17 protein-coding genes and 1 pseudogene are annotated in these 16,273 nt (G+C 59.0%); 10 read left to right on the top strand and 8 right to left on the bottom strand.

All coding sequences use genetic code 11. The features are described from left to right. Positions 1-61 precede the first annotated feature (61 nt). The 7 genes from pstC (at position 62) to GT753_RS19025 (ending at position 6,026) form a co-directional block, all read left to right on the top strand. Positions 62-1,018, top strand: coding sequence for a phosphate ABC transporter permease PstC (gene pstC / locus GT753_RS19055; protein ID WP_004933822.1), 957 nt, complete (start codon positions 62-64; stop codon positions 1,016-1,018). Position 1,019: 1 nt separating this feature from the next. Next, positions 1,020-1,910, top strand: a complete 891-nt coding sequence (pstA, locus tag GT753_RS19050; RefSeq protein WP_004933824.1) for a phosphate ABC transporter permease PstA — start codon at positions 1,020-1,022, stop codon at positions 1,908-1,910. Between the two features lie 54 nt (positions 1,911-1,964). Further along, the gene (pstB, locus tag GT753_RS19045; protein WP_016929614.1) at positions 1,965-2,735 is read left to right on the top strand and encodes a phosphate ABC transporter ATP-binding protein PstB; all 771 of its coding nucleotides are present in this window, start codon (positions 1,965-1,967) and stop codon (positions 2,733-2,735) included. A gap of 11 nt (positions 2,736-2,746) precedes the next feature. After that, positions 2,747-3,481 carry a phosphate signaling complex protein PhoU gene (gene phoU, locus GT753_RS19040; RefSeq protein ID WP_004933833.1) on the top strand — a complete coding sequence of 245 codons (735 nt, stop codon included), beginning with the start codon at positions 2,747-2,749 and terminating at the stop codon, positions 3,479-3,481. Positions 3,482-3,649: 168 nt separating this feature from the next. Beyond that, positions 3,650-4,489: an ABC transporter substrate-binding protein gene (locus GT753_RS19035; protein ID WP_015376136.1), complete on the top strand. Its 840-nt coding sequence runs from the start codon at positions 3,650-3,652 to the stop codon at positions 4,487-4,489. A gap of 81 nt (positions 4,490-4,570) precedes the next feature. Next, positions 4,571-5,284: an amino acid ABC transporter permease gene (locus tag GT753_RS19030; RefSeq protein ID WP_015376137.1), complete on the top strand. Its 714-nt coding sequence runs from the start codon at positions 4,571-4,573 to the stop codon at positions 5,282-5,284. Position 5,285: 1 nt separating this feature from the next. Further along, complete coding sequence (locus GT753_RS19025) at positions 5,286-6,026, top strand: amino acid ABC transporter permease (RefSeq protein ID WP_015376138.1); 741 nt, start codon at positions 5,286-5,288, stop codon at positions 6,024-6,026. Here GT753_RS19025 and yieH read toward each other — a convergent pair. After that, complete coding sequence (gene yieH, locus GT753_RS19020) at positions 6,023-6,691, bottom strand: 6-phosphogluconate phosphatase (RefSeq protein ID WP_015376139.1); 669 nt, start codon at positions 6,689-6,691, stop codon at positions 6,023-6,025. The genes GT753_RS19025 and yieH overlap by 4 nt on opposite strands. Before the next feature lie 46 nt (positions 6,692-6,737). Beyond that, positions 6,738-7,142, bottom strand: coding sequence for an NUDIX domain-containing protein (locus GT753_RS19015; RefSeq protein ID WP_160125842.1), 405 nt, complete (start codon positions 7,140-7,142; stop codon positions 6,738-6,740). A 233-nt stretch (positions 7,143-7,375) separates the two neighbouring features. Between GT753_RS19015 and GT753_RS19010 the strand changes: the two genes are divergently transcribed. Beyond that, positions 7,376-8,713 (top strand): NCS2 family permease, encoded by a 1,338-nt coding sequence (locus GT753_RS19010; protein WP_004933851.1) that lies wholly within the window; start codon positions 7,376-7,378, stop codon positions 8,711-8,713. Positions 8,714-8,748: 35 nt separating this feature from the next. Here the strand turns inward: GT753_RS19010 and GT753_RS19005 are convergent, their stop codons facing one another. The 4 genes and pseudogenes from GT753_RS19005 to GT753_RS18990 all read right to left on the bottom strand — a co-directional run bounded on the left by GT753_RS19005 (position 8,749) and on the right by GT753_RS18990 (position 11,681). Continuing rightward, a complete protein-coding gene (locus GT753_RS19005; RefSeq protein ID WP_160125841.1) occupies positions 8,749-9,801 on the bottom strand; it encodes a hypothetical protein in 1,053 nt (350 codons plus the stop codon). Positions 9,802-9,877: 76 nt separating this feature from the next. Then, positions 9,878-10,444, bottom strand: a complete 567-nt coding sequence (locus GT753_RS19000; RefSeq protein ID WP_004933859.1) for an NADPH-dependent FMN reductase — start codon at positions 10,442-10,444, stop codon at positions 9,878-9,880. Positions 10,445-10,605: 161 nt separating this feature from the next. Further along, positions 10,606-11,331: a 4'-phosphopantetheinyl transferase superfamily protein gene (locus GT753_RS18995; RefSeq protein WP_004933861.1), complete on the bottom strand. Its 726-nt coding sequence runs from the start codon at positions 11,329-11,331 to the stop codon at positions 10,606-10,608. A 248-nt stretch (positions 11,332-11,579) separates the two neighbouring features. Next, positions 11,580-11,681: pseudogene (locus GT753_RS18990) on the bottom strand. A gap of 193 nt (positions 11,682-11,874) precedes the next feature. On the opposite strand from GT753_RS18990, the gene GT753_RS18985 reads away from it, so the two are divergent. Both GT753_RS18985 and GT753_RS18980 read left to right on the top strand, forming a co-directional pair. Beyond that, the gene (locus GT753_RS18985; RefSeq protein ID WP_015376142.1) at positions 11,875-12,768 is read left to right on the top strand and encodes a hypothetical protein; all 894 of its coding nucleotides are present in this window, start codon (positions 11,875-11,877) and stop codon (positions 12,766-12,768) included. Between the two features lie 58 nt (positions 12,769-12,826). Further along, positions 12,827-13,945, top strand: coding sequence for a threonine/serine transporter (locus GT753_RS18980; protein ID WP_160125840.1), 1,119 nt, complete (start codon positions 12,827-12,829; stop codon positions 13,943-13,945). A gap of 10 nt (positions 13,946-13,955) precedes the next feature. Here GT753_RS18980 and GT753_RS18975 read toward each other — a convergent pair whose 3' ends face one another. After that, a complete protein-coding gene (locus GT753_RS18975) occupies positions 13,956-14,756 on the bottom strand; it encodes an MBL fold metallo-hydrolase (protein ID WP_076741176.1) in 801 nt (266 codons plus the stop codon). A 149-nt stretch (positions 14,757-14,905) separates the two neighbouring features. Continuing rightward, positions 14,906-16,270: a tRNA uridine-5-carboxymethylaminomethyl(34) synthesis GTPase MnmE gene (gene mnmE / locus GT753_RS18970; protein WP_075686658.1), complete on the bottom strand. Its 1,365-nt coding sequence runs from the start codon at positions 16,268-16,270 to the stop codon at positions 14,906-14,908. Positions 16,271-16,273 lie beyond the last annotated feature (3 nt).

Genomic DNA, 16,273 nt, shown 5'->3' with positions numbered 1-16,273 from the left:
ACACAGTTCTTCAGGCTCCGATCCCGGTTGGGGCTGCCAGGGTTCAAACAGAGAGTAATCTATGGCTGAGTACAAGCCGACCATCAAAGCACCGGGCAAAAACGGTGACATCATTTTCAGCGCGCTGGTGAGACTGGCTGCGCTGATTACCCTATTGTTGCTGGGTGGCATCATCGTTTCGCTGATCTTCGCCTCCTGGCCAAGCATGCAGAAATTCGGCTTTGCGTTCCTGTGGACCAAAGAGTGGGACGCGCCGGCGGAGCAGTTCGGCGCGCTGGTGCCGATCTACGGCACCGTGGTCACCTCGCTTATCGCGCTGATCATCGCCGTGCCGGTGAGCTTCGGCATCGCGCTGTTCCTGACCGAACTGGCGCCGAACTGGCTGAAGCGGCCGCTGGGCATCGCCATTGAGCTGCTGGCGGCCATTCCGAGCATCGTCTACGGCATGTGGGGCCTGTTCGTGTTCGCCCCGCTGTTCGCCGAATACTTCCAGACGCCGGTGGGCGAAGTACTGTCGGGCATTCCAATCGTCGGCGAGCTGTTCTCCGGCCCGGCCTTCGGCATCGGCATCCTGGCCGCCGGGGTGATCCTGGCGATCATGATCATTCCTTACATTGCTGCGGTGATGCGCGACGTGTTCGAACAGACCCCGGTAATGATGAAAGAGTCGGCCTACGGTATCGGCTGCACCACCTGGGAGGTCATCTGGCGCATCGTGCTGCCGTTCACCAAAAACGGCGTCATCGGCGGCGTGATGTTGGGCCTGGGCCGCGCGCTGGGGGAAACCATGGCGGTGACCTTTATCATCGGCAACACCTACCAGCTCGACAGCGCTTCGCTGTACATGCCGGGCAACAGCATCACCTCGGCGCTGGCCAACGAATTCGCTGAAGCCGAGTCCGGCGTGCACACCGCCGCGTTGATGGAGCTGGGCCTGATTCTGTTTGTTATCACCTTTATCGTGCTGGCGCTGTCGAAACTGATGATCATGCGTCTGGCCAAGAATGAGGGGCGTTAACATGGCGACGATGGATATGCAAAACGCAGTCGTTCTGGCGGAAAGCCGCCGCAAAATGCAGGCCTGGCGCCGGCAGAAAAACCGCCTCGCGCTGTTCCTGTCGATGGCGACCATGGCGTTCGGGCTGTTCTGGCTGATCTGGATCCTGATCGCCACCGTCACCAAAGGCTTCGACGGCATGTCGCTGGCGCTGTTCACCGAGATGACCCCGCCGCCGAATACCGCGGGCGGCGGCCTGGCCAACGCCATCGCCGGCAGCGGTCTGTTGATCCTGTGGGCGACCCTCTTCGGTACGCCGCTGGGCATCATGGCCGGCATCTACCTGGCGGAATACGGCCGTAAATCCTGGCTGGCGGAAGTGATCCGCTTTATCAACGACATTCTGCTCTCCGCACCGTCGATCGTGGTGGGCCTGTTCGTTTACACCATCGTGGTGGCGAAGATGGAACACTTCTCCGGTTGGGCCGGCATCGTGGCGCTGGCGCTGCTGCAGGTGCCGATCGTCATTCGCACCACCGAGAACATGCTGAAGCTGGTGCCGGATACGCTGCGCGAGGCCGCCTATGCCCTGGGCACGCCGAAATGGCGCATGATTTCCGCTATCACGCTGAAGGCGTCGGTGTCCGGCATCATCACCGGCGTGCTGCTGGCGATTGCGCGTATCGCGGGGGAAACGGCGCCGCTGCTGTTCACCTCGCTGTCGAACCAGTTCTGGAGCACCGACCTGATGCAGCCGATCGCCAACCTGCCGGTGACCATCTTCAAATTCGCCATGAGCCCGTTCGCCGAATGGCAGCAGCTGGCCTGGGCCGGGGTGCTGTTGATCACCCTGTGCGTACTGTTACTGAATATCCTGGCGCGCGTAATTTTCGCCAAGAAAAAGCATTCATAAAATTTTGAGCGCCGCTTTGGCGGCGCTGATGAAAAGAGAGAAGTCTTGATGAGTATGGTTACTGACGCTTCCAGCAGCAAAATTCAGGTACGCGATCTGAACTTCTACTACGGCAAATTCCATGCGCTGAAGAACATCACGCTGGATATCGCCAAGAACAAGGTCACCGCGTTTATCGGCCCGTCCGGCTGCGGCAAATCCACCCTGCTGCGCACCTTCAACAAGATGTACCAGCTGTACCCGGAACAGCGTGCGGAAGGCGGCATCCTGCTGGACGGCCAGAACATCCTGACCGACAACTCGGATATCGCGCTGCTGCGCGCCAAGGTCGGCATGGTGTTCCAAAAGCCGACGCCGTTCCCGATGTCGATTTACGACAACATCGCCTTCGGCGTTCGCCTGTTTGAAAAGCTGTCGCGCGCCGATATGGACGAGCGCGTGCAGTGGGCGCTGACCAAGGCGGCGCTGTGGAACGAAACCAAGGACAAGCTGCACCAGAGCGGCTACAGCCTCTCCGGCGGCCAGCAGCAGCGTCTGTGCATCGCCCGCGGCATCGCCATTCGTCCGGAAGTGCTGTTGCTGGATGAGCCTTGCTCGGCGCTGGATCCGATCTCCACCGGCAAGATTGAAGAGCTGATCAGCGAACTGAAGGCCGATTACACCGTGGTGATTGTGACGCACAACATGCAGCAGGCGGCGCGCTGCTCCGACTCTACCGCATTTATGTATCTGGGCGAGCTGATCGAGTTCAGTGATACTGATAACCTGTTCACTGCGCCGCAGAAAAAGCAGACTGAAGACTACATCACTGGCCGTTATGGTTGATAGGAAGCATCATGGATAACCTGAATTTAAACAAACACATTTCCGGCCAGTTCAACGCAGAGCTCGAGCATATCCGCACCCAGGTGCTGACCATGGGCGGGCTGGTGGAGCAGCAGCTGACCGATGCCATCACCGCGATGCACAATCAGGATGGCGAGCTGGCCAAGCGCGTGATCGAAGGCGACGCCAAGGTCAACATGATGGAAGTGGCGATCGACGAAGCCTGCGTGCGCATTATCGCCAAGCGCCAGCCGACCGCCAGCGATCTGCGTCTGGTGATGGCGATCATCAAAACCATTTCCGAACTGGAACGCATCGGCGACGTGGCGGACAAGATCTGCCGCACCGCGCTGGAGAAGTTCTCGCACCAGCACCAGCCGCTGCTGGTCAGCCTGGAGTCGCTGGGGCGCCACACCGTGCAGATGCTGCACGACGTGCTGGACGCGTTCGCGCGCATGGATCTGGACGAAGCAATCCGTATTTACCGGGAAGATAAAAAGGTCGACCAGGAATACGAAGGCATCGTGCGTCAGCTGATGACCTACATGATGGAAGATTCGCGCACCATTCCGAGCGTGCTGACCGCGCTGTTCTGCGCCCGTTCTATCGAGCGTATCGGCGATCGCTGCCAGAACATCTGCGAATTTATCTTCTATTTCGTCAAAGGACAGGATTTCCGTCATTTGGGCGGCGACGCCCTGGAAAAGCTGCTGTCTCCGGGCGGTAAAGACGAAAAAGACGACTAACCCTTTCCGGGTAATATCCTTCCAAGGCGCGGTTTCCCGCGCCTTTATTCCATCTTAAGCGCGTAAAGATAAAAAGGTTATAAATATAGCTTTTTATATTATTTCCTGACCTATGTGGCGCTTGCTAGCTTATCCGCCAGCAGGACATCAACCACTTAGGAGCTTTCTATGAAACATCGCGCTTTGGCCTTAACGTTGTTAGCCAGTCTGACCGGTTTCGCCGCCGGCGCCGCGCACGCGGACAAACTTGACGATATCAAGCAAGCCGGCGTGGTGCGCATCGCGGTGTTCGACAGCAATCCGCCGTTCGGTTACATCGATCCGCAGAGCAAGAAGCTGGTGGGCTACGATGTGGATGTCGCCGACGCGATCGGCAAAGCGCTGGGGGTGAAAGTGGAGCTGCGCGCCACCAACCCGGCCAACCGCATTCCGCTGCTGGTGTCGAAGAAGGTTGACCTGATTGCCGCCAACTTCACCATTACCGACGAGCGCGCCAAGGAAGTGAACTTCAGCGTGCCGTATTTCGCCACCGGCCAGAAATTCATCGCCCGCAAAGGCGTATTGAAAACGCCGGAGGACATCAAGAAGCTGCGCATCGGCGCGGATAAGGGCACGGTGCAGGAAATCACCCTGCGCGAGCGTTTCCCGACGGCGAAAGTGATCTCCTACGATGATACCCCGCTGGCGTTCGTGGCGCTGCGTAACGGCAACGTGCAGGCGATCACTCAGGACGACGCCAAGCTGGTCGGCCTGCTCGGCAACCTGCCGGCGGCGCAAAAGGCGGAGTTTGAAATTTCGCCGTTCAGCCTGACCAAAGAGTATCAGGGCGTCGGCATTCCCAAGGGCGAAGATCGCCTGACCGCCGCGGTGAACGAGACGCTGATCAAGCTGGAAAAAGACGGTGAAGCGGTTAAGATTTACGATCGCTGGTTCGGGCCGGAAACCCAATCCGCCCAGCCGCGCGGCGATTTCAAAATCGCGCCTTTGGATCAGCAACCGAAAGCCTGATTTAACCGCGCGCGGTGAGATCGGTACGGAGGGGCGCAGCTTGCTGCGCCCCTGATGCATTCTGCAAGACAAGGATTGAACATGAATCTGGACTGGCTGCTGGCGCCGCAATACCTGAGCTGGCTGTGGCACGGCTTTCTGCTGACGCTGTGGCTTTCCGCCTGCGCGGGCCTGGCGGCCACGCTGCTGGGCTTCGTGCTGGCGGCGATGCGCGACAGCAGCCTGCGGCCATTGCGCTGGCTGGCGATGGGCTACAGCTCGCTGTTTCGCAATACGCCGCTGCTGGTGCAGCTGTTCTTCTGGTACTTCGCCGCCGGGCAGATCTTGCCGTCCGCCGCCATGCAGTGGCTGAACAGCGCCCATCAGATCGGCCCGCTTGAGTGGCCGTCGTTTGAGTTTCTCGCCGGTTTCTTCGGCCTGACGCTCTACTCCACCGCCTTTATCGCCGAAGAGATCCGTTCCGGCATTCGCGGCGTCGCCGGCGGGCAGAAATATGCCGCTCAGGCGCTGGGGCTGACCGGCTGGCAGGCGATGCGCTACGTGGTGTTGCCGCAGGCGCTGAAAATCGCGCTGCCGCCGCTGCTGGGGCAATACATGAACGTGATCAAGAACTCGTCGCTGACCATGGCGATCGGCGTGGCCGAACTCTCTTACGCCTCGCGTCAGGTCGAAACCGAAACCCTGCGCACCTTCCAGGCGTTCGGCGTGGCGACGGTACTGTACATCGCCATCATCGCGCTGCTGGAAGGCTGGGGCATGTGGCGACAACAGCGTAAACCGCTGGGAGGGCATTGAGATGGATTTCAGCGTGATTCACGACAACCTGGGCTACCTGCTGTGGGGCACCTGGCCGGATGGGCCGCTGGGCGGCGCGGCGCTGACGTTGGCGATCAGTCTGATGGCCGGGGTCGCCTCGGCGGTGCTCGGCACCCTGCTCGGCGTGGCGCTGGCGATGTCGCGCGGCATCGCCGCCGGGCTGCTGGCGGCGGTGTTGGGCTTTTTCCGCGCCATTCCGGTCATCATGCTGATCTTCTGGACCTATTTCCTGCTGCCGATGGTGTTTGGCGTAGAGATCCCGGAAATCACCACCGTCGTGTGCGCGCTGGCGCTGATCGCCTCGGCCTATCTGGCCCATGCGGTGAAAGCCGGCATCGCCGCGATCGGCCCCGGCCAGTGGCAGGCCGGGCTCTCTCTGGGGCTGACCCGCTGGCAGACGCTGCGCATGATCGTGCTGCCGCAGGCGCTGCGCATGATGGTGCCGTCGTTCATCAACCAGTGGATCTCCCTGATCAAAGACACTTCGCTGGCTTATATCGTCGGCGTTGGCGAACTGACCTTCCTGGCGACCCAGGTCAACAACCGCAGCATGGTCTACCCGATGGAAGTGTTCCTGTTCGTGGCGCTGGTCTATTTTGTGTTTTGCCTGGCGCTCGATCTGCTGGCCAATGCGGTCAACCGCCGCTTCGGCGCGCAAACCCGCGCGCTGAAACGGTCCTGGCGCTGGTGGCGCAACAAGCCGCCGTTGCCGGCCAGTTAATCGGCCGTCAGCCGCCAGCCGCGTTCGCGCCACAGCGTGGGCAATTGAGCCAGGTCGTCAAACGTTGTCACCAGCGGGTGATCGATCGGCGGGTTATGCGGATCGGCGCAGAAGTAAAAGACCGGGATGCCGGCATTGATGCCGGCCTGCGCGCCGGCGGGCGAGTCGTCCACCAGGATGCAGCGCGTCACCGGCACCCGCATCTGTTCGGCGGCGTGAAACACGATCGCCGGATCCGGCTTCCAGCGCTGAATGTCATAGCCGCTGAACAACCGGTCATCAAAATAAGGCAGCATGCCGGTCAGGCCGAGTGAGTGCTGCATCTTGCTGACCGGCCCGTTGGAGACGGTGCAGACGGGCACCGTCACCTGCGCCAGCAGCTCGCGGGCGCCGGCAATCTGCTGCAGCTCGCTGTCGAACAACCGCGCCACTTCCTGCCGATACAGCGGCTCCAGCGTCTCTTTTGCCAGGTCAGTGCCCTGCTCGGCGTTGACCCGATCGATGATCTCGTACAGCTTCACCCCTTTGTATTTCTTGAACACCTCTTCCAGCGACAGATGAATGCCGTAGCGGGCGAACATGTGCACATAGGCTTTGCTGCACAGCACTTCGCTGTCCACCAGCGTGCCGTCGCAGTCGAACAAAATGCAGTCAATCTGATTCATGCGGGACAGGTTCCTTCGGGTTAACGCCGCTGAGGCGACTCAGCGATCACTTGATCAGGTTACGCGCCTTGAGATCGTGCAAAATCAGCGCGGCGACGTGTGAGCACTGCGGCAGATCGCGGCTGTCGCACCACTTCAGCTCGGCGATTTCGGCGGCCGGCTGCAACTGCCCGGTAAAGCCGGCCTGGTAGCAGCGAATGCGCACCTGGGTGCCGTCCTGCTTGCCGTCTGCCGGGCCGGTGAACTCGCCGTAAAACGCGATGGAGTTCGGCTGCAGCGCGACGGTCAGCTCTTCGTCGATTTCGCGGCACAGCGCCTGTTCGTCGGTTTCACCCGCTTCGCGCTTTCCGCCTGGCATATAAAACAGCGTCTTGTTGTGTGAGCGCACCAGCGCCACTTTGTCATCTTTCAGCGCGATCAACGCCAGCTTATCGATAAAGGTCGAAGACATGCGGATTCCTGTTTGTTAACGGATAGGGAAAGAGGGGGCGATAGGCCATTTTATCGGCCGTGCCGACAAACGGCAACGCAGCGGGCGGTCGGGGGATGAATGTCTGTAAATACAAGCCGTTGACGCGTTTAGCCGTAAAGACGGCGAAAAAAACCTGTGACCGGCGTCAAAAGCCCCACTTTTTGTTATAGGATAGCCGGCGACTGTCCATTCCCATTTTCGGAATTCTGATAATGACCAAACCAGTATCTGGCCTTGACGCTGAGCAAGGCTTGCTTGGGCGCGTGTTTAAACTCAAGCAACATGGCACGACGGCGCGTACGGAAACGATTGCCGGTATCACCACCTTCCTCACCATGGTGTATATCGTGTTCGTTAACCCGCAAATTTTAGGCGCGGCGGGCATGGATACCCAGGCGGTATTTGTCACCACCTGTTTGATCGCCGCCTTCGGCAGCATCTTTATGGGCCTGCTGGCGAACCTGCCGGTGGCGTTGGCGCCGGCGATGGGGCTGAACGCTTTCTTCGCCTTCGTGGTGGTCGGGGCGATGGGCATCTCCTGGCAGGTGGGCATGGGCGCCATCTTCTGGGGCGCGGTCGGCCTGCTGCTGCTGACCATTTTCCGCATTCGCTACTGGATGATCGCCAACATTCCGGTCAGCCTGCGGGTCGGCATCACCAGCGGCATCGGCCTGTTCATCGGCATGATGGGGCTGAAAAACGCCGGCATCGTGGTGGCCAACCCGGACACCCTGGTGACCATCGGCAGCCTGACCTCGCACAACGTGCTGCTGGGGGCGCTCGGCTTCTTCATTATCGCCGTGCTCTCTTCGCGTAACTTCCACGCGGCGGTGCTGGTGTCGATCGTGGTCACTACCCTGATCGGCTGGATGCTGGGCGACGTGAAATACGGCGGTCTGTTCTCGCTGCCGCCGAGCATTACCTCGGTGGTGGGCCAGGTCGACGTGGCCGGCGCGCTGAACATCGGGCTGGCCGGGGTCATCTTCTCGTTTATGCTGGTGAACCTGTTCGACTCCTCCGGCACCCTGATCGGCGTCACCGATAAAGCCGGCCTGACCGACAACCAGGGTAAGTTCCCACGCATGAAGCAGGCGCTGTACGTTGACAGCATCAGCTCGGTGGCCGGTTCGCTGGCGGGCACCTCTTCCGTGACCGCTTATATCGAAAGCTCATCCGGCGTCGCCGTCGGCGGCCGCACCGGTTTGACGGCGGTGGTCACCGGCCTGCTGTTCCTGCTGGTGATCTTCCTGTCGCCGCTGGCGGGCATGGTGCCGGCGTATGCCGCCGCCGGCGCGCTGATCTACGTCGGCGTGCTGATGACCTCCAGCCTGGCGCGGGTGAAATGGGACGATCTGACCGAAGCGGTGCCGGCGTTTGTCACCGCGGTGATGATGCCGTTCAGCTTCTCGATCACCGAAGGCATCGCGCTCGGCTTTATCTCCTACTGCGTGATGAAGCTGGGCACCGGCCGCTGGCGTGAAATCAGCCCGTGCGTGGTGGTGGTGGCGCTGCTGTTCGTGCTTAAGATCGTCTTCGTCGACGGCCATTGACAGCCAAAGGGCCGACGGCGGTCGGCCCTGAATCCCTAGGCGCCCGGCGTCGCATCCGGCGCCTGATCCAACACCCACTGCAACGGCCGTCTGAAGCGCGCCTGCCAGCTGCCGGCGGCATCCTCTCCCTGGGCGAAGTGCAGCGTCTGCACCTGATTATCCTCCCCGAACAGATTGGCGAAGTGCAACGCCAGCGCCTGCTCGCTGAAGGTCTGCCGATCGTAATACGCCATCACGATTTTCTTTTTCGCCGCCAGCGACTGCTGGGCCGGCTTGATCTCGCCGTGGGGGGCGATCAGGAGCGCGCCGGCGTAAAACTGTGGGTACTTCGCGAGCAGGTTAGCGGCATGCAGCGCGCCCTGGCCGCGGGCGCTGAGATAAATTCGCCGGGGATCCAGCTTTAGCTGCGGAGCCAGCTGTTGCACCGTGCGCTGCAGGGCGGTTTGGGTGCTCTCGTCGCTGTAATTTGACCAGCGGAAGCTGTTTTCCGACAGCATCTGCGTGCCGTTGATCTCGATGTAGGCCACGCCCATTTCGCCGAACAGCAGCCGCTCCTCGGGGCTGATGGCGGCGGCTTTGCCGTAGGTATGCAGGAAGATCACCGTTGGCCAGCCTGCGGGCGGCGCTTCGCCGTCCGGCACCGCGTAGCTGGCTTTGCCTTCATACTGACGGGCGTGCTGCAGATAGCGCGCTTTGGTGACGGCCAAAATGGATTGGTAAGTGGCGGAGTGTTGGATGCTGTTGAAGGCGTCGTCCTCCAGCAGGTTGTAGTAGTACCACAGGCCGCGGTCGGCGCTCAGCTGCAGGTAGCGCTCCGCCAGTTCGGTTTGCCCTTTCTCCGCCGACGACACCGCCAGCTGGTAGGGTGCCCAGACGTTGCGGCCGTCTTCGCGCATCAGCGTCAGGTACAGCGACATGGCGCCGAGCTTTTTGTCTTCCTGGGTTTGCGCGGAACGCGACAGTTGGGCGTTGAGCGCGCTGTGCGCCGGCAGCTCCAGCGGCTCTTCACCGGCGGGATAACGCATGTCTGCGGCGAAAGCGGGACTGGTGATGGAAACGAAAAATAACGCTAAAATGAAAAAATACATGATGCTATGGCTTTAATTTCAATAAATTGACGGACGTCATGTCCTGTTGCGGCGCCCAGCGGGCGCCGCGAGACCTTCACTCCACGCGGCGAATAAAATCGCTGAACGCGGACAGCTGGCCGGTCAGGAAATCCAGCGTTCCCTGATCGCTCAGTTCACCGGCCTGTTCATCGACCTTGCTCTGGATCACGCCGCCCATAAACTCAGGCTTGTTCATTACCATCGCATCGAGGAACACCAGGATCTGGCGCAGATGGTATTGGCAGCGCGCGCCGCCGATCGGCCCCATTGAGCTGGTTTGAATGGCGACCGGCTTGCCGGCCAGCGGCTGATTCGGTACGCGAGACAGCCAGTCGATGGCGTTCTTCAACCCGCCGGGCACGGAATAGTTATATTCAGGGGTGACGATGATCACGCCGTCGGCCTGGCGGATCTGCTCGGCGATCGCCTCGACCGCGGCAGGGAAGCCTTCACCCTGTTGCATGTCGGCGTCGTACAGCGGGATATCGCGGATGGAGGGCAGCGCTTCAATGGTGACGCCCTGCGGGGCCAGGCCAGGCAGGGCGCGGGCCACCATGGCGTTGTAGGAGCCTTTGCGCAGGCTGCCGAGTAGAGTGACGATTTTTAAGGCTTGGTCTGACATGGTGATTCTCCCTTTCGAATGAGCAGATTCAGCGTACAACATGGGCGAATAGTAGGCTAAAGCGCGGGTCGAGAATAGGCGATTGCTCAACATTTAGCTGTCTTTACAATTTAATCCAGTAACTGGTGCGGTAAAGACCGCGTTATCCGCTTTGCGCCGCGTCAACCTGGCGTCTTCAGGCCCGTCAGTTTAACGAAGCGTGAGGATGCCGCCGGGCTGCGCGGCGAGATTTCCCCGTCTTTGTGCAGGCCGCCACGCTCTTCGTAGCGCCAGCACAGCAGGCGATCCAGCCCGGGGCTGCCGGCGCAGGCCCAGCTCAGATATTCGTCGGCGTCGCTCATCACCTGAACGTCCGGCGTGGCGCTGGAGCGCAGGTGGCCGGAGAAGGGATGCAGACGCAGCGTAGACTGGCCGCTGTTGCCGAGGCCGGAAATTTTCAGCACGCTTTGCCGAATGCTCCACAGCTGAGTTTCCGCCTCCAGCCGATCGTCCTGCGCGCCGATCCAGGCGCTTTCCGCCGGCGTCTGGTGTGCGTTCTGCAGCGCGCTTTGCCGGCTGCCGCGCGCCCGCATCACTTCGATATCCAGTCCGACTTTGCCTTCGTCGCTGAGCAGCACGCCCACGGTGTTGCTGGCATAGGCGAGGCTAAAATCGGGCAGCTGATGGTCGGCGAAGCAGGGGCGGCCGGTGGGCGTGGTGGCTATAGGGGGAAGCGTCGGCAGGCCGTACAGGTAGAACATCATTTCGGCGAGCAGAATGCGCCCTTGCAGGTAGCGCGTGCGGCGCTTAACGGAAAAGGTGCGGGTGGCGGCTATCACTTCGTCGGCGAGTCTCTGGGTATCCAGGACAGCGGAGGCCGGGGTCCATCGGGCAAAATGACACGCCATTGTTCGCTCCATGACAGAGGGTCGCTAAGAACGCAGGGGTGTTAGATTAAGACTAAGTTGAGGATTTATCATCAAAAAACACTATGCGTTTTATCCGATTTGTTGGCTTTGCGCTGTATAGGCGGGGGGAGAAGATCGTACGGACCTGAATAGGTGCGTGCACAAAATTAATCAGTTCCGAAACCAACCACATCCGAATCGACGGCGTCCAATGAGCCTATAAAAGTAGCTATCAGACAAGAAAGAGTTGGCGGAGAGAGCAGGATTCGAACCTACGACACGATAACTCGTGTGGATTTAAGAAACGGTTAGTTTCTTAAATCTGGCTTAAACCACTCGCCCACCTCTCCGCATTCGTTTGTTGGAAACATAAAACCACAAAATAAAAATGGTTAAAATAACCTAAACTTGGAAATGTGACTAAAGCCACAAAAGCCCTATTTTATATGTGTGTTTGTTAATTATCGGAGTCAGATCACTAAATTTACATTAGCTATTGTTATAAAAAGTTGGCGTCATTGGCTACGAATAGGGAAGAAGGGCATGCCAGATCTCGAGTTAATGCCGCTGCAAAGCGCCGAATTTTATAAGACAGCTGAACGTGTTGTTTTTAAAGAATATAAATGCAACTGCAAAAAAGGTTGGAAGGGCGAAGATCGCTTTATCGTCTACAAGGCCGATCAGAATGGAATCATTGAGGTCGTCAACAATGAGGTTTCAAATAATAACCTCGAAGAGCTCATCGCGCTGGCATCGTCTTTTTTGACGGATAAGGTGGTGATTTCCGGCGGGCATACCGTGGTTAATTTGGACGATCGTTTTTCTGTCAGCAGTGAAGTGGAAAAGTCCGCGCGATTCTGCATTGACTACATAGCCGAATCCATCCGACAGCTCAACGTTCAGCCTGACTTCTTGATGGAAATAAATGATTTCTATATGGAAAAAAACGATGGCAGCGAGATAGACGGCGCTAACGAATTCAGGAGGATGGCGACATCTCCGTATATTATTCCAGAAAAAATAAACGACTACATTCTGGCGTCGAATCAACGTCATAACATTGATATCAATGCATTTTATGTCAGTGAGAAAAACATGGCGGATCGCTTTAAACGCCACATTAAAAACCGTATGGATAAAGAGGCGTATTTTCAGCGCCAAGACGGTAATGTGAAGATGGCGGTGGGAGAGCACGAGTTCGATATCATCAAGGAAAATAAACCGACCTGTGCGGCGGGCAATGCCGCGACGTTCAGGGCTATTCGGTATCGTATTTCCTCTAATAAAGTCTTCGATAATTACACGTCGCATATTGGCGTTTTTCCGCTGTGTTCACGCGTTAACGTACTTAACGGCTATCGCGCGGCCGCGACTTTTTACGATAACTTTTCCTTGCCTTCCTTACTGGTTTTCTTCGGAAGATCATGTTTTGAATGACATTTTTTGTGCCAGCTGGCTATGTGTCGCTGCATAGCCATGATGGTCGAGCATTATCATGAAAATTTCACACCTGTATTGGCCAGTCACTTTCTTCTCCACGGCATTCGGCGCCGGGATTTTCTTTTTGCCTCAGGCGGTGGGGCCGGGCGTGCTGGGGATGAAGGCGTTCATGCTGTTTATCGTCATCGCCATGTCGGTATCGATGATGGCGCACTATCTTTTTTTCAAATTCATCATCTCGCACCCGCAGAAAGATTTCCTGGCGGCATCGTCGACGTTTATCGGTGAGCGGGCGGCGGCAATCGTCTGTGTGCTGTTTATTCTGTCGATGATCATTATCGTGCTGATAAATTTCATCACCCTGGTTAACGTGGTCGCGTCTTTTCTCCACGATGGATTTTGGGTTCGGGGCGGTGTTTCGCTGTTGCTGAGTGCGGCGCTGTCGGCCGCATGGCTGGCATTTAGCCAGCGAATCGAGCACTTGATCTCCAGAATGGCACTGGTTTCTATCGTTCTGGTGGCGATCCTTACGCTGTTTTTCCTGTTACAACCTGCAGGGGCTCAGCGGACGCCTGCGCCGCCGAGCATTTCATTGCAAACGTTGGTGCTGCTGCCTATTTTTCTTTTTACGTTTAACTTTACCCCGTGTATCCAGCGGTTTGCACAAAGTGCCGTGCGGCCGCAGGCGCGCAGTATTCTGTTCGGCAAGATACTGATCCTGGCGTTTATCGCCATGATCGTTATCGCTATCAGTCGCTTGCTGACGTTGGATGATATCTCGATCATTAACGGCCGCAATGTGGATTCGCTGTTTTATACCGCAGGTTTGACCGGTAACTCGATGGCGTGGTTAGGCGCAGCCCTGCTGCTGTGCTTGCTCACCGGCGGCGCTTATATCGGCACCTTGACCGGGGTCATCGACGGTATTACGTCCTTCGGCATGGTGGGAAAAAAGGGCATCATCGCGGGGAACATTGTTGTCTGTACGCTTATCGGCACGATTAATCCGAGCATCATCAAGATCATCTCAAGCTGGTCGATACCCGTTATCGTGATGACCGTCTTTTTCATCCCATCACTGTATTTTTTACAGCGGGGCGACGGCCAGCAAAAGATGGTAGGAATAGCGGTGCTGTGCTGCGGCATCGCGGTGATAGCGACGCTATTCGTGTAAAGCGGTACGTCTAAGCCAGAATCAGCGTATCGCCGGTGGCCGGCGCGATCCCTTCCGGCAGCCATAGCCGACCCCACGCGCCGGTACAGTGGCAACCCATGATCTTTTCCGGCTGGTGCTGCCGTAAAAAACGGCGGACGCGCCAGAGCGTGCGCGGGGAAGCGCAACGCAGATGAAAACCGCCAATCAAGGCGTGGATCCGATCGATACCGGTGATTTTCTGGCAGTGGCGCACGATATTCACGATCCCGCGATGCCCGCAGCCGGTCACGATCACCAGACCGCGATCCGATTTGTAAATCAGCACCCCTTCGTCGATAACGTAATCCACCGCCGCGTTTTCCCCGGTAATCACCCCGTAGGCGCGCGGTGCGGGCACGGCGATTTCACCTGACCACATAAAGCGATCGCCGATCGCCAGCGGTTCGCGACTGTAGTGCATGTTATGGCGTGAGTAGTCGATGTCCAAAGAGAGCTTTTTGATTTTGTGGGTGTGGCCCAGCACCTTCAGCGCCGCATAGCGTTCATCACCGATTTGGGGATGGCAGATGATGCGACTGTTGTCCGGCAGCCAGGCGACGCCGCCGCAGTGGTCATAGTGGCCGTGGGAGAGCACCGTCGCGGTGATGCGGGAGAGATCGACGCCCATCAGCGCCGCATTGTGCAGGAAGCTGTCGTCGGGGCCGGTGTCGAACAGTATGGAGGTCGTCTCGTCTTCAATCAGCAGGCTTAACCCGGCCTTGGCCTGCAATAGCGGGTTGGCGCCGGCGGCGCGGCGGTTTTCCAGCAATACCTTGAGGGTTAACGCCATGTTGACTCGTTCCTGAGAAAGACACCTGACCGTCCAGTATATCGCGGGCAGTTGCGGTGGCGCTGTGAGCCAGCGCGCAGAGCGAGAGCGGGAAAGAAAAACGGCCGGAACAAGGGCTTATCCCGGCCGTGAAGGCCTCTGGCAGCGCGTTATTTACCGATACAGAAGCTGGAGAAAATGCGGCCCAGCAGGTCGTCGGAGGTGAATTCGCCGGTGATTTCGCTCAGGGCCAGCTGCGCCTGACGCAGTTCCTCGGCCAGCAGCTCGCCCGCGTAAGCGCTCACTAACTGTTCTTTGCCCTGCACCAGATGCTGCGCCGCCAGTTCCAGCGCCTGCAGGTGGCGACGGCGCGCCAGGAAGCCGCCTTCCATGTTGCTGGTGAAGCCCATGCTCTGTTTCAGATGATCGCGCAGCACATCGACGCCTTCGCCGGTGCGGGCCGACAGGCGAATAAGTGAGTGGTTATTCACTTCCGTCAGGCCCAGCGTTTCACCGGTGATGTCGGCCTTGTTGCGCACCACGGTGATCGGCAGCGTGCCTGGCAGGCGCGCCATAAACTCCGGCCAGATCTCCGCCGGCTCGGTGGCGGCGGTGGTGGTACCGTCCACCATAAACAGCACCCTGTCAGCTTGTTCGATCTCGTTCCAGGCACGTTCGATGCCGATACGCTCCACTTCGTCGCTGGCGTCGCGCAGGCCGGCGGTGTCGATGATGTGCAGCGGCATGCCGTCGATATGGATATGTTCGCGCAAGACGTCGCGGGTGGTGCCGGCGATATCGGTGACGATCGCCGCCTCGCGCCCGGCCAACGCATTGAGCAGGCTGGATTTACCGGCGTTAGGACGCCCGGCGATCACCACCTTCATCCCTTCGCGCAGCAGGCTGCCCTGGCGCGCTTCACCGCGCACGTTGTCCAGATCCGCCATGACGTCGTTGAGCTGCGCCTCGATTTTACCGTCGGACAGGAAGTCGATTTCCTCGTCCGGGAAGTCGATCGCCGCTTCCACGTAGATTCGCAGGTGAGTGAGCGCTTCCACGAGCTGGTGGATGCGGGTGGAAAATGCGCCCTGCAGCGAGTTCATCGCCGAACGCGCCGCCTGCTCGGAGCTGGCGTCGATCAGATCGGCGATCGCTTCGGCCTGCGCCAGATCGAGTTTGTCGTTGAGAAACGCGCGCTCGGAGAACTCGCCGGGCCGGGCGATGCGCACGTCGGGCAGCGCCAGCACGCGCTTGAGCAGCAGATCGAGGATCACCGGCCCGCCGTGGCCCTGCAGCTCCAGCACGTCTTCGCCGGTAAAGGAGTTTGGCCCCGGAAACCACAGCGCGATGCCCTGATCGAGGGTGGCGCCGGCGGCGTCGCGGAACGGCAGATAGTCAGCGTAGCGCGGCTTCGGCAGCTTGCCGAGCAACGCCAGGGCGACGTCTTTGGCCTTGCTTCCGGAAATGCGCAGAATGCCGACGCCGCCGCGTCCCGGCGGGGTGGCTTGGGCTACGATGGTATCGGTGGTGCTCATAAC

It is taken from the genome of Serratia sp. Z4, assembly GCF_009900725.1.
Taxonomy (GTDB): Bacteria; Pseudomonadota; Gammaproteobacteria; order Enterobacterales; family Enterobacteriaceae; genus Serratia; species Serratia nematodiphila.
The sequence above is the reverse complement of the archived record's forward strand: the minus strand, read 5'-3'. Positions and strand labels throughout refer to the sequence as shown.

Bases quoted from the DNA above. Each gene is read 5' to 3' on its own strand.
- phoU (WP_004933833.1), top strand. From the start codon at position 2,747: ATGGATAACCTGAATTTAAACAAACACATTTCCGGCCAGTTCAACGCA.
- GT753_RS18995 (WP_004933861.1), bottom strand. From the start codon at position 11,331: ATGGCGTGTCATTTTGCCCGATGGACCCCGGCCTCCGCTGTCCTGGAT.
- GT753_RS18975 (WP_076741176.1), bottom strand. From the start codon at position 14,756: ATGGCGTTAACCCTCAAGGTATTGCTGGAAAACCGCCGCGCCGCCGGC.
- GT753_RS19030 (WP_015376137.1), top strand. From the start codon at position 4,571: ATGAATCTGGACTGGCTGCTGGCGCCGCAATACCTGAGCTGGCTGTGG.
- GT753_RS19005 (WP_160125841.1), bottom strand. From the start codon at position 9,801: ATGTATTTTTTCATTTTAGCGTTATTTTTCGTTTCCATCACCAGTCCC.
- pstC (WP_004933822.1), top strand. From the start codon at position 62: ATGGCTGAGTACAAGCCGACCATCAAAGCACCGGGCAAAAACGGTGAC.
- yieH (WP_015376139.1), bottom strand. From the start codon at position 6,691: ATGAATCAGATTGACTGCATTTTGTTCGACTGCGACGGCACGCTGGTG.
- GT753_RS19010 (WP_004933851.1), top strand. From the start codon at position 7,376: ATGACCAAACCAGTATCTGGCCTTGACGCTGAGCAAGGCTTGCTTGGG.
- GT753_RS19015 (WP_160125842.1), bottom strand. From the start codon at position 7,142: ATGTCTTCGACCTTTATCGATAAGCTGGCGTTGATCGCGCTGAAAGAT.
- GT753_RS19025 (WP_015376138.1), top strand. From the start codon at position 5,286: ATGGATTTCAGCGTGATTCACGACAACCTGGGCTACCTGCTGTGGGGC.
- mnmE (WP_075686658.1), bottom strand. From the start codon at position 16,270: ATGAGCACCACCGATACCATCGTAGCCCAAGCCACCCCGCCGGGACGC.
- GT753_RS19035 (WP_015376136.1), top strand. From the start codon at position 3,650: ATGAAACATCGCGCTTTGGCCTTAACGTTGTTAGCCAGTCTGACCGGT.
- pstB (WP_016929614.1), top strand. From the start codon at position 1,965: ATGGTTACTGACGCTTCCAGCAGCAAAATTCAGGTACGCGATCTGAAC.
- GT753_RS18980 (WP_160125840.1), top strand. From the start codon at position 12,827: ATGAAAATTTCACACCTGTATTGGCCAGTCACTTTCTTCTCCACGGCA.
- GT753_RS18985 (WP_015376142.1), top strand. From the start codon at position 11,875: ATGCCAGATCTCGAGTTAATGCCGCTGCAAAGCGCCGAATTTTATAAG.
- GT753_RS19000 (WP_004933859.1), bottom strand. From the start codon at position 10,444: ATGTCAGACCAAGCCTTAAAAATCGTCACTCTACTCGGCAGCCTGCGC.
- pstA (WP_004933824.1), top strand. From the start codon at position 1,020: ATGGCGACGATGGATATGCAAAACGCAGTCGTTCTGGCGGAAAGCCGC.